At 63.9% G+C, this 12,908-nt stretch carries 14 protein-coding genes; 12 read left to right on the top strand and 2 right to left on the bottom strand.

The window, feature by feature from the left end; translation table 11 throughout:
- Positions 1-553: 553 nt before the first annotated feature.
- The 9 genes from mdcA (at position 554) to madM (ending at position 7,807) form a co-directional block, all read left to right on the top strand.
- Complete coding sequence (gene mdcA, locus KI235_RS28390; RefSeq protein WP_027912921.1) at positions 554-2,224, top strand: malonate decarboxylase subunit alpha; 1,671 nt, start codon at positions 554-556, stop codon at positions 2,222-2,224.
- A complete protein-coding gene (locus KI235_RS28385; RefSeq protein WP_003206455.1) occupies positions 2,225-3,100 on the top strand; it encodes a triphosphoribosyl-dephospho-CoA synthase in 876 nt (291 codons plus the stop codon).
- Positions 3,100-3,399, top strand: a complete 300-nt coding sequence (locus KI235_RS28380; RefSeq protein ID WP_003206454.1) for a malonate decarboxylase subunit delta — start codon at positions 3,100-3,102, stop codon at positions 3,397-3,399. Before KI235_RS28385 ends, KI235_RS28380 begins: the two co-directional genes overlap by 1 nt.
- Complete coding sequence (locus KI235_RS28375) at positions 3,392-4,243, top strand: biotin-independent malonate decarboxylase subunit beta (RefSeq protein ID WP_003206452.1); 852 nt, start codon at positions 3,392-3,394, stop codon at positions 4,241-4,243. Before KI235_RS28380 ends, KI235_RS28375 begins: the two co-directional genes overlap by 8 nt.
- Positions 4,240-5,043 (top strand): biotin-independent malonate decarboxylase subunit gamma, encoded by an 804-nt coding sequence (mdcE, locus tag KI235_RS28370; protein ID WP_013694458.1) that lies wholly within the window; start codon positions 4,240-4,242, stop codon positions 5,041-5,043. The genes KI235_RS28375 and mdcE overlap by 4 nt, the downstream gene beginning before the upstream one ends.
- Positions 5,037-5,660 carry a malonate decarboxylase holo-ACP synthase gene (locus KI235_RS28365; protein ID WP_027912922.1) on the top strand — a complete coding sequence of 208 codons (624 nt, stop codon included), beginning with the start codon at positions 5,037-5,039 and terminating at the stop codon, positions 5,658-5,660. Before mdcE ends, KI235_RS28365 begins: the two co-directional genes overlap by 7 nt.
- Positions 5,657-6,577 carry a malonate decarboxylase subunit epsilon gene (mdcH, locus tag KI235_RS28360; RefSeq protein ID WP_003206448.1) on the top strand — a complete coding sequence of 307 codons (921 nt, stop codon included), beginning with the start codon at positions 5,657-5,659 and terminating at the stop codon, positions 6,575-6,577. The genes KI235_RS28365 and mdcH overlap by 4 nt, the downstream gene beginning before the upstream one ends.
- 67 nt (positions 6,578-6,644) lie before the next feature.
- Entirely contained in the window at positions 6,645-7,037 is a 393-nt protein-coding gene (gene madL, locus KI235_RS28355; RefSeq protein WP_013694456.1) for a malonate transporter subunit MadL, read from the top strand.
- 5 nt (positions 7,038-7,042) lie between these two features.
- Complete coding sequence (madM, locus tag KI235_RS28350; RefSeq protein ID WP_003206444.1) at positions 7,043-7,807, top strand: malonate transporter subunit MadM; 765 nt, start codon at positions 7,043-7,045, stop codon at positions 7,805-7,807.
- 119 nt (positions 7,808-7,926) lie between these two features.
- Here the strand turns inward: madM and KI235_RS28345 are convergent, their stop codons facing one another.
- On the bottom strand, positions 7,927-8,841 hold the full coding sequence (locus tag KI235_RS28345) for a LysR substrate-binding domain-containing protein (protein WP_003206443.1): 915 nt from the start codon (positions 8,839-8,841) through the stop codon (positions 7,927-7,929).
- A 254-nt stretch (positions 8,842-9,095) separates the two neighbouring features.
- Between KI235_RS28345 and KI235_RS28340 the strand changes: the two genes are divergently transcribed.
- On the top strand, positions 9,096-9,713 hold the full coding sequence (locus KI235_RS28340) for a hemolysin III family protein (protein WP_003206441.1): 618 nt from the start codon (positions 9,096-9,098) through the stop codon (positions 9,711-9,713).
- Here the strand turns inward: KI235_RS28340 and KI235_RS28335 are convergent.
- Positions 9,710-10,633 carry a LysR substrate-binding domain-containing protein gene (locus KI235_RS28335; RefSeq protein ID WP_038856106.1) on the bottom strand — a complete coding sequence of 308 codons (924 nt, stop codon included), beginning with the start codon at positions 10,631-10,633 and terminating at the stop codon, positions 9,710-9,712. The two genes, KI235_RS28340 and KI235_RS28335, sit on opposite strands and share 4 nt — an antisense overlap.
- 105 nt (positions 10,634-10,738) lie before the next feature.
- Between KI235_RS28335 and KI235_RS28330 the strand changes: the two genes are divergently transcribed.
- A complete protein-coding gene (locus KI235_RS28330; RefSeq protein WP_028237458.1) occupies positions 10,739-11,980 on the top strand; it encodes a D-amino acid dehydrogenase in 1,242 nt (413 codons plus the stop codon).
- Between the two features lie 21 nt (positions 11,981-12,001).
- Positions 12,002-12,904 (top strand): transporter substrate-binding domain-containing protein, encoded by a 903-nt coding sequence (locus tag KI235_RS28325; RefSeq protein WP_003206437.1) that lies wholly within the window; start codon positions 12,002-12,004, stop codon positions 12,902-12,904.
- Positions 12,905-12,908: the final 4 nt, after the last annotated feature.

Here is a 12,908-nt window from a genome sequence, read left to right as displayed (position 1 = left end):
GCTGCGGTAACGGCTGCTTAGGGTTCCGCCCTTACGGCGGGTCACTTTTTTCAGACGCCAAAAAAGTAACCAAAAAGGCTTTGCCCCACCACTCGGTGCCTCGCCTAGGCTCGGCATGCCCGAACGAAGGCATTGCTCCGTGGGCCCGCCGCGAAGGGCCATCCATGGCCCAGCGCGGCTATCCCGGCATCCATGCCGGGATGCCCACTCCACAATGCCTGCGTTCGGCCAGCGTGGTTAACGGGGCGCCGAGATCAACGTCCATCGCGAGGCGGCCTGACAGCCGGCCTGGCTCTTGCGGGTGTACCCCAACCAGATTTGTGTGAGCAGGACCTGTGGGAGCAAAGCTTGCTCGCGAGGCGGCCTGACAGCCGACCTGCGATTGCAGGTGTACCCCAATCCAATTGTGTGCGGGCTTGCTCGCTACCACAAAGGTTCGTACCAATCCGGCAACCATTACTCCAACCGTAACGATCCGCCGTCGAGCTTGATTGATGCCCGCGCCACAACACTCCTAAGGTGAGCCCCACGACAGCGAACCCGTGGAGTGGTCATGACAACAACAATATCCCCCGACTCGCGCTGGACGCGGCGGCGCAGCGAAAAGCAGCGGCGTCTCGGGCTGGTGAAGGGGCTTGCCGACGGTGTGGTGCTGCCCACCGACAAGATCGTCGCGGCGCTGGAGGCGTTGATTCTGCCCGGCGACCGTGTGGTGCTGGAGGGCAATAACCAGAAGCAGGCGGACTTCCTTTCCCGCTCCCTGGCGAAAGTCGACCCTTCGAAGCTGCACGATTTACACATGATCATGCCCAGCGTCGGGCGGTCCGAACACCTGGATCTGTTCGAGCGCGGCATTGCCCGTAAGCTCGATTTTTCCTTTGCTGGCACCCAGAGCCTGCGCATCAGCCAGTTGCTCGAAGATGGCCTGCTGGAAATCGGCGCGATCCATACCTACATCGAACTCTATGCCCGGCTGGTGGTGGACCTGATTCCCAACGTGGTGCTCTCGGCCGGTTTCATGGCCGACCGCGCTGGCAATATCTACACCGGCCCCAGCACCGAAGACACACCGGCGCTGATCGAGCCGGCGGCCTTCAGCGACGGTATCGTCATTGTTCAGGTCAACCAGTTGGTGGATGACGTCAGCGACCTGCCGCGAGTCGACATCCCGGCGTCCTGGGTCGATTTCGTGGTGGTGGCCGACAAGCCGTTCTACATCGAGCCGCTGTTCACCCGCGACCCGCGCCATATCAAGCCTGTGCATGTGCTGATGGCGATGATGGCGATCCGCGGGATCTACGAAAAACACAACGTCCAGTCCCTCAATCACGGCATCGGTTTCAACACCGCCGCGATTGAATTGATCCTGCCGACCTACGGCGAATCCCTTGGCCTGAAGGGCAAGATCTGCCGCAACTGGACGCTTAATCCGCACCCGACCCTGATCCCGGCCATCGAAAGCGGCTGGGTCGAAAGCGTGCATTGCTTTGGCACCGAGCTGGGCATGGAGAACTATATTGCCGCCCGGCCGGACGTGTTCTTCACCGGCCACGACGGCTCGCTGCGCTCCAACCGCATGGTCTGCCAACTGGCTGGGCAATACGCGGTGGACCTGTTCATCGGCGCCACCCTGCAAGTGGACGGCGACGGCCATTCCTCCACCGTGACCCGTGGCCGCTTGGCCGGCTTTGGCGGTGCGCCGAACATGGGCCATGACCCGCGCGGTCGTCGTCACGGCACGCCAGCCTGGCTCGATATGCGCCACGGCGATGGCGAGGCGCCGTTGCTCGAGCGCGGCAGGAAGCTGGTGGTGCAGATGGTCGAGACGTTCCAGGAGGGCGGTAAACCGACCTTCGTCGAAACCCTCGACGCGGTGGACGTGGCGAAGAAAGCCGGCATGCCCCTGGCGCCGATCATGATCTACGGCGACGACGTCACCCATTTGCTCACCGAAGAGGGCATCGCCTACCTGTACAAGGCCCGCTCCCTGGAAGAGCGCCAGGCAATGATTGCTGCGGTGGCCGGCGTTACTGCCATTGGCCTGCGCCATGACCCGAAAGACACCGCGCGCATGCGCCGCGAAGGGCTGATCGCCTTGCCCGAAGACCTCGGTATTCGCCGCACCGACGCCACCCGCGAGTTGCTCGCGGCCAAGAGCGTGGCCGACCTGGTGGAGTGGTCCGGTGGCCTCTACAACCCGCCCGCCAAGTTCAGGAGCTGGTAAATGCACGCCTTCAACCTGCAACCGAAAAAACTGTCCTTGACCGAGCACCTGGCGGATATGGCGGTGGACGCGCTGATCGACGAAGCCGACCTCTCGCCTAAACCGGCCTTGGTGGATCGTCGTGGCAATGGCGCCCACACCGACCTGCACCTGGGCCTGATGCACGCCTCGGCACTGTCGCTGTGGCCGGCGTTCAGGGAAATGGCCGAAGCCGCCCTCGACTGTGGCGAGATCGGCTTGCCGCTACGCGAAGCCCTCGGGCGCATCGGCCGTGAGGGGGAAGCCTCGATGCTCGCTACCACTGGCGGCGTCAACACACACCGGGGTGCGATCTGGGCCTTGGGCCTGTTGGTCGCTGCAACGGCGCTGGAACCTGAATCCAGTGCCGCCAGCGCCGTCGCTCTACGCGCTGCCCGCCTGGCCTTGCTCAACGACCGCTATGCGCCCCAACCCTTGAGCCACGGCGCCCAGGTAGCCCAACGCTACGGCGTACGCGGTGCCCGGGAAGAAGCGCAACTGGCGTTCCCGGCGGTGACTGGCCTGGGCCTGCCGCAACTCAAGCGCAGTCGCGCGGCGGGCGCGGGAGAGCAGAACGCCCGGCTCGATGCCTTGCTGGCGATCATGACCACCCTGGCCGATACCTGCGTGCTCTATCGCGCCGGCGAGCCGGGTTTGCAGGCCATGCAACAGGGCGCCAAGGCGGTGCTCGATGCCGGTGGCAGTGCGAGCCTGGGCGGTCGTCGCCAATTGCACGCGCTGGACCAACAACTGATTGCCTTGAACGCCTCGCCTGGCGGCGCTGCCGACCTGCTCGCCGCCTGCCTGTTCCTCGATCGTATCGAGCGCGGCGATGGCCTCTTCCCAGGAGTGTGCTGATGGAAACCTTATCCTTTGAATTCCCTGCCGGGCAGCCGCCACGGGGGCGGGCGCTGGTGGGCTGCGTCGGCTCGGGCGACCTGGAAGTGCTGATCGAACCCGGCCTGGCAGGCAAGCTGACCATCCAGGTGCAGACCTCGGTCAACGGCAGTGAACAACGCTGGCAGCACCTGTTCGCCCGCATGTTCGACGGCCAGACACCGCCGGCCTTGTCTATCGACATCCACGATTTCGGCGCCACCCCCGGCGTGGTGCGTTTGCGCCTGGAGCAAGGTTTCGAGGAGATCGGCCATGACTGACAGTGCAGCGTTGCTCAACAAGCACAGCTTCGTCGAACTCGGTGCCCGGCAACGGGCCAAGGCCTTGCTCGATGACGGCACTTTTCGCGAATTGCTCGACCCGTTCCAGCGGATCATGTCGCCATGGCTGTTGCGCCAGGGCGTGGTGCCGCAAAGCGATGACGGCGTGATGATCGCCAAGGGTACGCTCGATGGCCTGCCCGTGGTGATCGCCGCCATCGAAGGCGCGTTCCAGGGCGGCAGCCTCGGCGAAGTCGGCGGGGCGAAGATTGCCGGTGCGCTGGAACTGGCCGCGGAGGACAACCGCAAGGGCATCCCGACCCGTGCCGTATTGCTGCTGGAAACCGGCGGCGTGCGTTTGCAGGAGGCCAATCTCGGGTTGGCGGCGATCGCCGAGATTCATTCGGCGATTGTCGACCTGCGCCAATACCAACCGGTGGTCGGCGTGGTGGCCGGCAGCGTCGGCTGTTTTGGTGGCATGTCCATCGCCGCCGGGCTGTGCAGTTATCTGCTGGTGACCCAGGAAGCGCGGCTGGGCCTGAACGGCCCACAAGTGATCGAACAGGAGGCCGGGATCGACGAATACGACTCCCGCGACCGGCCGTTCATCTGGAGCCTGACCGGCGGCGAGCAACGGTTCGCCAGTGGGTTGGTGGATCGTTACGTCGCCGATGATGTGGCGCAGATCCGTCAACAGGTCGGCCAGTTGCTGCACCTGGGCGTTCCCGCGCAACACCGCAGCGGCCAGGCCGAGCTGTTCCTGCAACGCCTGGCCCGCTTGGACACTGAAGTGCAAATCGAACCGGCCACGGTTCGCCAGTTGTATCAGGGAGAACGCCCATGAGTGCCTATTCATTGAGAGGCTTGCGCTGGTTCGAGGCCTTGGCTGGCGACGCCAAACCGCTGGAAGGCCTGCCGGCTTCGTTGAAAGTCGCTGACGTCAGGCTGGGCGAGCAAACCGTGCGCCTGCTGGCGGTGGTGGCTGATCCCGACAGTCGTTTTCCCCGTGCTCGCAATGGCGAAGTCGGTTTGCTGGAGGGCTGGGGTTTGGCTAAAGCGGTGGATGACGCCATCGACGCCGACCGCGATGCAGTCAACAAGCGTCCGCTGATCGCCGTTGTCGATGTACCGAGCCAGGCCTATGGGCGGCGTGAAGAAGCCCTGGGCATTCATCAGGCCTTGGCCGGTGCGGCGGACAGCTATGCCCGTGCGCGACTGGCCGGGCATCCGGTGATCGGTTTGCTGGTGGGCAAGGCCATGTCCGGGGCGTTCCTGGCCCACGGCTACCAGGCCAACCGCCTGATTGCGCTGCGCGACCCGGGGGTGATGGTCCACGCCATGGGCAAGGCCTCGGCGGCGCGAGTCACCCTGCGCAGTGTCGAAGAGCTTGAGGCCTTGGCCGCCAGCGTGCCACCGATGGCCTATGACATCGACAGTTTTGCCAGCCTGGGTCTGCTGTGGGAAACCTTGTCGGCGGAGCAGATCGAGCAACCGACGGCGGCTGATCTGGCCCGGGTGACGGATTGCCTGCAACAGGCGATCAACGATGTGGCCGCTGCGCCTCGCGACTTGAGCAGTCGCCTCGGTGCGACCCATCGCGCGGCTTCCAGCACCGTACGCCAGTTGCTGAGAGCACAGTGGTGAATACATATCTGGCCCATGACCTGCTCTGGGGGATGACCCCGGAACAGGTGCCTGCGGGTGCGCCGGCATGGGTGCTCGAATCGATTGCCGCCGGTCAACCGGTGGTGGTCCGGCGCTCGCTGACGGCCCCGGGTCAAATCGCGGTCGGCGTGCGCGGGCGTTCGCGCGAGCAGCGTTATGCAACGTCGATGGCGATTGCTGCGATTTCCCGTCGCGTCAGGCCGGAAGACCTTTGTCACGTTGCGTCGACTCGCGACTTGCCAGCCCTGCAAGCGCTGTCCCGCCTGCGTCCGCAGCTCGATGCCAGTGGCTGGGCCTGGGGGGTGAGTGGCAGCGCCGGGTTCGAGCTCGCCACGAGTATCGAGGCGTTGCATGAACGCAGCGACCTGGATCTGATTCTGCGGGTGCCGCATTTTCTCGATCGTCTCCACGCCAGGGAATTGCTGGCGCAACTGGATGCCTCGGTTTGCGCCGTGGATATGCAATTGCAAACGCCCTGCGGTGCCGTCGCCTTGCGCGAGTGGGCGGGTTCGTCGCGGCGTGTCCTGCTCAAGGATGATGTGCAGGCACGGCTGGTGAACGATCCTTGGCAGCCTTCATTGGAGCAAGTCGCGTGAGCAGCCTCTTCGTCTTTCCCGGCCAGGGTGCGCAGCGCGTGGGCATGCTCCACGGCCTGGCGCCGCAAGTCCTCGACGAGGCGGGTGACGTGCTTGGTGAGGACGTCTTGCAGTTGGACAGTGCCGAGGCGCTGCAATCGACCCGCGCCGTGCAACTGTGCCTGTTGATTGCCGGCGTGGCAGCGTCGCGGCGATTGCTGGAACAGGCGCCTGCGCCGGACTACGTGGCGGGACTGTCCATCGGCGCTTATCCAGCGGCGGTGGTGGCCGGGGCGCTGGGGTTCGAGGATGCGTTGCGACTGGTCAGCCTGCGGGGCGAATTGATGCAGCGGGCGTATCCGCAAGGCTATGGCATGACCGCGATCATCGGCCTGGACCTTGCGGCAGTGGAAGCGTTGCTGGCGCAGGTGCACAGCGACCGCACCCCGGTCTACCTGGCCAACATCAACGCGGATAATCAGGTGGTCATCGCCGGCAGTGACGAGGCCATGAATAACGTTGCCAGGCAGGCGCGAAGCCTGGGTGCCGGGAAGGCCTGTCGGCTGGCGGTGAGCGTGCCGTCCCATTGCCCGTTGCTGGAAGCACCGGCCCGGGCATTGGCCCAGGCATTTGCCGACGTGCCGTTGAAAGCACCAGCCTTGGGTTATCTCAGCGGTAGCCGCGCGCGACCGGTGATCAACACCGAGGCCTTGCGCGACGACCTGGCGCTCAACATGTGCCGCGTGGTGGATTGGCGCGGTACCGTGCAAAGCGCTTACGAACGCGGTGTGCGGCTACAGATCGAACTGCCGCCCGGTGCGGTGCTGACCGCCCTGGCGCGCCGGGTGTTCGAGCAGGGCACTGTCATGGCTTTCGACGGCGCCCGGCTCGACACCTTGCAGGCGCTGTTGCGTGAGGAGGGAAACCGCCAACCCTAAACCACCGACTCAAGCTGGCGAAGCACAAAAACAACAACTTCGACGATGCACTTTGAGGACTACAACAATGATTATCTACGGTGTGGCATTTTTGGCCTTTTGTACCCTGGCGGGTATTTTTATCGGTGAGCTGCTGGGCAAATTGATCGGCGTGCCGGCCAACGTCGGCGGCGTCGGCATTGCGATGCTGTTGTTGATCGGCCTGGGCAGCTACCTGAGCAAGCGCGGCCTGTTCAAGGGCAAATCCGAGGCCGGCGTGGAATTCTGGAGCGCGGTCTACATCCCCATTGTGGTCGCGATGGCGGCGCAGCAAAACGTCTACGGCGCGCTCAAGGGCGGGCCGATGGCGATCCTGGCCGGAACCCTGGCGGTGGTGATTGCCTTTGCGTTGGTGCCGGTGCTGGTGCGCATTGGCAACAAAGGGCCTCAGGCCGACGTTTCCGTTAAGACGGTCGGGTGATTGCCATGTACGAATCCATGATGAAAGTGATCACCGGCTACGGCCTGATCAGCGGTTTCGCCATTGTCGGCATCACCATGTGGGTGTCCTACTGGATCAGCAACACGTTCACCAAAGGTCGCCTGCATGGTTCGGCCATCGCCATTCTCCTGGGGCTGGTGCTTTCCTACATTGGCGGGGCAATGACCGGCGGGCAGAAGGGCGTGGTGGACATTCCGCTGCTGTCCGGGATTGGTTTGCTCGGCGGCGCGATGCTGCGGGACTTTGCCATCGTCGCCACGGCGTTCGGCGTGAGTATCGAAGAACTCAAGCGCGCCGGTTTCGTTGGGGTGCTGGCGCTGTTTGTCGGAGTCGGTACGTCGTTCATTGCTGGCGTCGGGGTCGCGATGGCTTTCGGTTACACCGATGCGGTGAGCCTGACCACCATTGGCGCCGGGGCGGTGACCTACATCGTCGGGCCGGTGACCGGGGCGGCGATTGGTGCCAGTTCCGAAGTGATGGCGCTGTCCATTGCCGCCGGGTTGATCAAGGCGATCCTGGTGATGGTGGCGACGCCGTTCGTGGCACCGATGATTGGCCTGAATAATCCACGCAGTGCGGTGATTTTCGGTGGCTTGATGGGCACCTCTAGCGGCGTGGCCGGCGGGCTGGCGGCCACCGATCCGAAGCTGGTGCCGTATGGCTGCCTGACGGCGGCGTTCTATACGGCGCTTGGGTGCTTGTTGGGGCCTTCGTTGTTGTTTCTGATCATGCGGGGGTTGATGGGGTAGGGCTTTGAATTTGCGCTGAACGGGCTGTCCTCATCGCGAGCAGGCTCGCTCCCACAGGGGATTTGTGAACACCGATCCAATGTGGGAGCGAGCCTGCTCGCGATGAAGGCAACACGGTGTCAAACCTGGCGATTGGCATACATCCGACACTCGGCCAACAGCGCCAGCAAATTCGGATCACGCTCCTTGGCTTTCAGGAACACCACGCCAATGCGCTGTTGTAGCCGATACCTTTCCTGCAACGGGATCAATTTCACCCGGTTTTCATACACCGCCGCAATTCGCCCCGGCAACAACGCATAGCCCACCCCGGAGCTGACCATGCTCAGCAGGGTGAAGATGTCGTTGACCTGCATCGCCACCTTCGGTTCGAACCCCGCCTGCTTGAACACCCGGATACCGTCCTGGTGCGTGGCAAAACCCTGGGTCAGGGTGATGAACGTCTCGTCGCGCACCTCGGCCAGATCGACTTCAGTGCGTTGGGCAAAGGGTGAGTCGGCCGGTGTGGCGAGGAAGATGTCGTCGCAAAACAGCTCGATATGCTCGCAGTCGGGGTCGTTCACGCTGTCGTCCAGGGAGATCAGGATCGCGTCCACCTCCATGTTCTTGAGCTTGTACAGCAGGTCGATGTTAGAACCCAGGATCAGGTCGATATTGAGCTCGCTGCGACGGATCTTCAGGCCCATGATCAGTTGCGGCACGGTCTTGACCGTCAATGAATACAGCGAGCCGAGCTTGAAGCGTTCGGCGGAGAAGCCGGCGGCTTCGCGGGTCAGGCGTACGCTTTCGACCACGTCCTGGATCAGCTTCTGCGCCCGTTCTTCCAGCACATAAGCGCTTTCCAGCGGCGTGAGGTTGCGGCCTTCGTGCTTGAACAACGGGCAGCGCAGGGCGCTCTCCAGCGAGTGAATGGCCCGGTGCACACTGACGTTGCTGGTCTGCAACTCGGCCGCCGCCCGCGCCAGGTTGCCGGTGCGCATGAAGGCCAGGAACACCTCGAGTTTCTTCAGGGTCAATTCTTCGTCGATCAGCATGGGGCGGACTCTTATTCGTATTGCCCGATTGTGCCCCAATCGGTCTTGGGATGTAGATCGTTCCCACGCTCTGCGTGGAAATGCCTCAAGGGACGCTCTGCGTCCGCTTCGGGACGCGGAGCGTCCCCGGCTGCATTCCCCACGCGGAGCGTGGGAACGATCATTAGCCTTGCTTCCACAGCAAGCAAAGCATTGCACTTTGACGCGCCAGGCCTGAGCCTTGGCGTCTGTTCTGGAATGTGAGGTGGGACTGGATGTATCACGGGGAACGACTCAACGCCTGGACGCACTTGGTCGGGGCGGTGGCGGCTTTTATCGGGGCGGTGTGGTTGCTGGTGATTGCCGGGATGGCGGGCGATCCGTGGAAGATCGTCAGCGTGGCGATCTACGGGTTCACCCTGCTGGTGCTGTACAGCGCTTCGACGGTTTACCACAGCGTGCGCGGTCGCAAAAAAGCCATCATGCAGAAGGTCGATCACTTTTCGATCTACCTGCTGATCGCCGGCAGCTATACGCCGTTTTGCCTGGTGACCCTGCGCGGGCCGTGGGGCTGGACCTTGTTCGGGATCGTCTGGGGGCTGGCGCTGATCGGGATCCTGCAGGAGATCAAGCCGCGTTCCGAAGCGCGGATCCTGTCGATCGTCATCTACGCCGTGATGGGCTGGATCGTGCTGGTGGCGGTCAAGCCGCTGCTGGCGGCCCTGGGCAGCACCGGATTTGCCTGGCTGGCCTCGGGCGGCGTGTTGTACACCGTGGGCATCATATTTTTCGCCCTCGACCACCGGCTGCGCCACGCCCACGGGATCTGGCACCTGTTTGTGATCGCCGGCAGCTTGCTGCACTTCGTGGCGATCCTGCTCTACGTGCTCTAACGACGTTCCGCCACCGCGAACAGGTGATCCAGTTGCGCCTGGGCCTGGCTGGCGAAAATGTCCAGCAACGCGCCGAGGGTGTGCACCGGCGCCTCGTTGGCCCGGGTCACGGCATACAGGGAAATGGGCAGCGGTGGCGACAACGGCCGGATGGCCGTGCGGGTGTTCGAGGCACCGAGGGCAGTGAACGGGTCGATCACCGCCAGCCCGGCACCGGACTCGACCATGGCCCGGGCCAATGAATACGTCTGTACGGCGATGCTGATACGCGGCGGCGGTTCCACGGCCTTGAGATAGCCGTCCAGCCTGGCCGACAGCGGGTCGGCGCTGGACAGGCCGATCAACGGTGCACCGGCCAGTGCCTGCAAGGGCATCGGCCGGCCCACCTGTGCGTCGGTCCAATGCCCGCTCGGCGCCAGGGCCACCAGCACACCGCTGGCCAGGGCCTGGGCCTTGAGTCCCGGATGATCGGGCGGTTGCAGGGTCAGGGCGACGTCGATTTCGCGCATCAACAGGTTCTGCACCAGTTCGCGGCTGTGGGCGCTGGACAATTCGCAGGCGATGTCCGGATAACGCTGTGTCCATTGATGAACCGCCGCAGGCAGCAGCGACAGGGCCAGGGCCGGTGTCGCGCCGATCCGCAGGCTGTGGCCCGGCTCGCGCCGCAGGCTCTGGGCAAGGCGCCGGACACCTTGCAGGCTCTCGCTGACCTTATCGACTTCGCGCTCAAGCTCCAGCGCCTCAGGCGTGGCCTGCAACTTGCCACGCACCCGCAGAAACAACGCAAACCCCAATTGCTGCTCGGCATGCTGCAACACTTTGGTCACCGCCGGTTGCGAAACATGCAGCAGTTGGGCCGCACCGCTGATGGAGCCGGCCTGGCGGATGGCCTGGAATATCTCGATATGGCGAAGACGCATGGCGAGCCCATAACCTTTGTTTATAGGGAGTCCATCTTTATTCATTGTTCGAGGCCTGTCACCTGGCCCTAACCTCAAGCCACTGAAAACGGATGTGAGATGGACATGGCACAGCGGGTTTGCATCATCGGTGGTGGCGTGGTCGGGCTGGCGACGGCTTATGCGCTGGTGCGCGACGGCGTCGACGTGACGCTGGTGGAGGCCCGGGAGACCTTGGGCAGCGAGACCAGTTTCGCCAACGGTGGCCAGTTGTCCTATCGCTACGTCACCCCGCTGGCGGACGCCGGGGTGCCCTGGCAGGCGCTGGGATGGATGCTGCGCGGTGATTCGCCGCTCAAATTGCGACCGCGCCTGGACCCGGCGCAGTGGCGCTGGATGGCCGCGTTCATCGGCGCCTGCCGGACCTCGGTCAACCGGCGTAACGGCGCCCACCTGTTGCGCCTGGCGCTGTTGAGCCAGGCGACTTTGCAGGACTGGCGCGAGCAAGACCGCCTCGACGGTTTCAACTGGCGGCGCAACGGCAAGCTAGTGACGTTTCGCGACGCGAGGCATTTCCAGCGTGCGCGGCAGGGGTTGCTGGACAGTGCCCACCAGCAGGTGCTTGGCCCCATCGAGTGCGCGAACCTGGAACCGGCCCTGGCCGGCGTGCCGTACGTGGGCGGGGTCTACACGCCGGCTGAGGAGGTCGCCGATTGCCATGCCTTCTGCCAGCAATTGGCGGCACGTTTGCGAGCTTCGGGGCGCTGCGAGTTCCTGTTGGGGCACCCGGTCAGCGGCATCGAACACGTCGACGGTGCGGTGCAGGCCATTGTGCTGGGCGGTCAGCGGCTGCCGGTGGAGCAACTGGTGATTGCCGCCGGCCATCGCAGCGCGGCGCTTGCATTGCCCGGGGTGCGGATGCCGCTGTATCCGCTCAAGGGCTACAGCTTGACCGTGCCCATTGGCCCACAGCATCGGGCACCGCAGTTGAGCATCACCGACTATGACCGCAAGGTCGTCTACGCGCGCATCGGCGAACAGCTGCGCGTTGCGGCGATGGTGGACATCGTCGGTTTCGACCCGACGCCGGACCCCAAGCGCCTGGCCCTGATCAAGCGCCAGGCCCTGGAAACCTTCCCCCAAGGTGGGGATTACTCGCGCGCCGTCGAATGGGCCGGCATGCGCCCGGCGACCCCCAGCGGCGTGCCGCTGATCGGCGCCACCGGCTACCGTAACCTGTGGCTCAACCTCGGCCATGGGGCCTTGGGCTTTACCCTGGCGTGTGGCAGCGCTCGCTTGCTCAGCGAGCTGATCGGCCAGCACACGCCTTCCATCGACTTGCAGGGCCTGACGCCCCGCGCCGCCTGACCCACCCAACGGAGAATAACAATGCAAAAAATCACGTTGATCGGCTGCACCCTGAGCCTGTTGTTAAGCGTCCAGGCCCATGCCAATGAAGCACCCCCAGCCGGCACACTGGGCAAGATCGCCAGCACCCGCAGCATTACCCTGGGCTATCGCGACGCTTCGGTACCGTTTTCCTACGTCGGTGACAGCAGCGGCCAGCCGATGGGTTACTCGGTGGAACTGGCGGGCAAGATTGTCGAGCGGATCAAGACCCAGCTGGCGTTGCCGCAACTGGACGTGAAGTACAACCTGGTCACGTCCCAGACCCGCATTCCACTGGTGCAGAACGGCACCGTGGACCTGGAGTGCGGCTCTACCGGGGTGACGGCCGAGCGGCAGAAGCAAGTGGCGTTTTCCTACGGTTTCATCTATGTGAAGGGCCAGTTGCTGACGGCCAAGGACAGTGGCATCCACAGCTTCGCCGACCTGCGCGGCAAGAACGTGGTCACCACCGCCGGCACCACCAACGAACGCTTCCTGAAAAGCTACAACCAGGACAACAACGCCGAGATGTTCATCATCAGCGCCAAGGACCACGGCGAATCCTTCCAGATGCTCGAGACAGGTCGGGCGGCGGCGTTCTACATGGACGATGCGTTGCTATACGGTGAACGGGCCAAGGCCCGCGACCCGCACAAATGGGTGGTGGTGGGGCAAGAGCAATCACGGGAAATCTACAGCTGCATGGTGCGCAAGGACGACCCGCAATTCCTGGCGCTGGTCAATGCGACCCTGGCTGATTTGTACAAGTCGGGGGAGATCAACGACATTTATGACCGTTGGTTCCAGAAACCGATTCCACCCAAGGGCCTGAACCTGGAATTCCCGATGACCAGCGAGTTGAAGGCGATCATTGCCAAGCCGACCAGCGAGCCGGTGCAGTAGGCCT

The sequence above is a fragment of the Pseudomonas sp. St386 genome, from assembly GCF_018325865.1.
GTDB classification, from domain to species: domain Bacteria; phylum Pseudomonadota; class Gammaproteobacteria; order Pseudomonadales; family Pseudomonadaceae; genus Aquipseudomonas; species Aquipseudomonas brassicacearum.
This window is presented reverse-complemented; position numbering and strand designations above follow the sequence as displayed.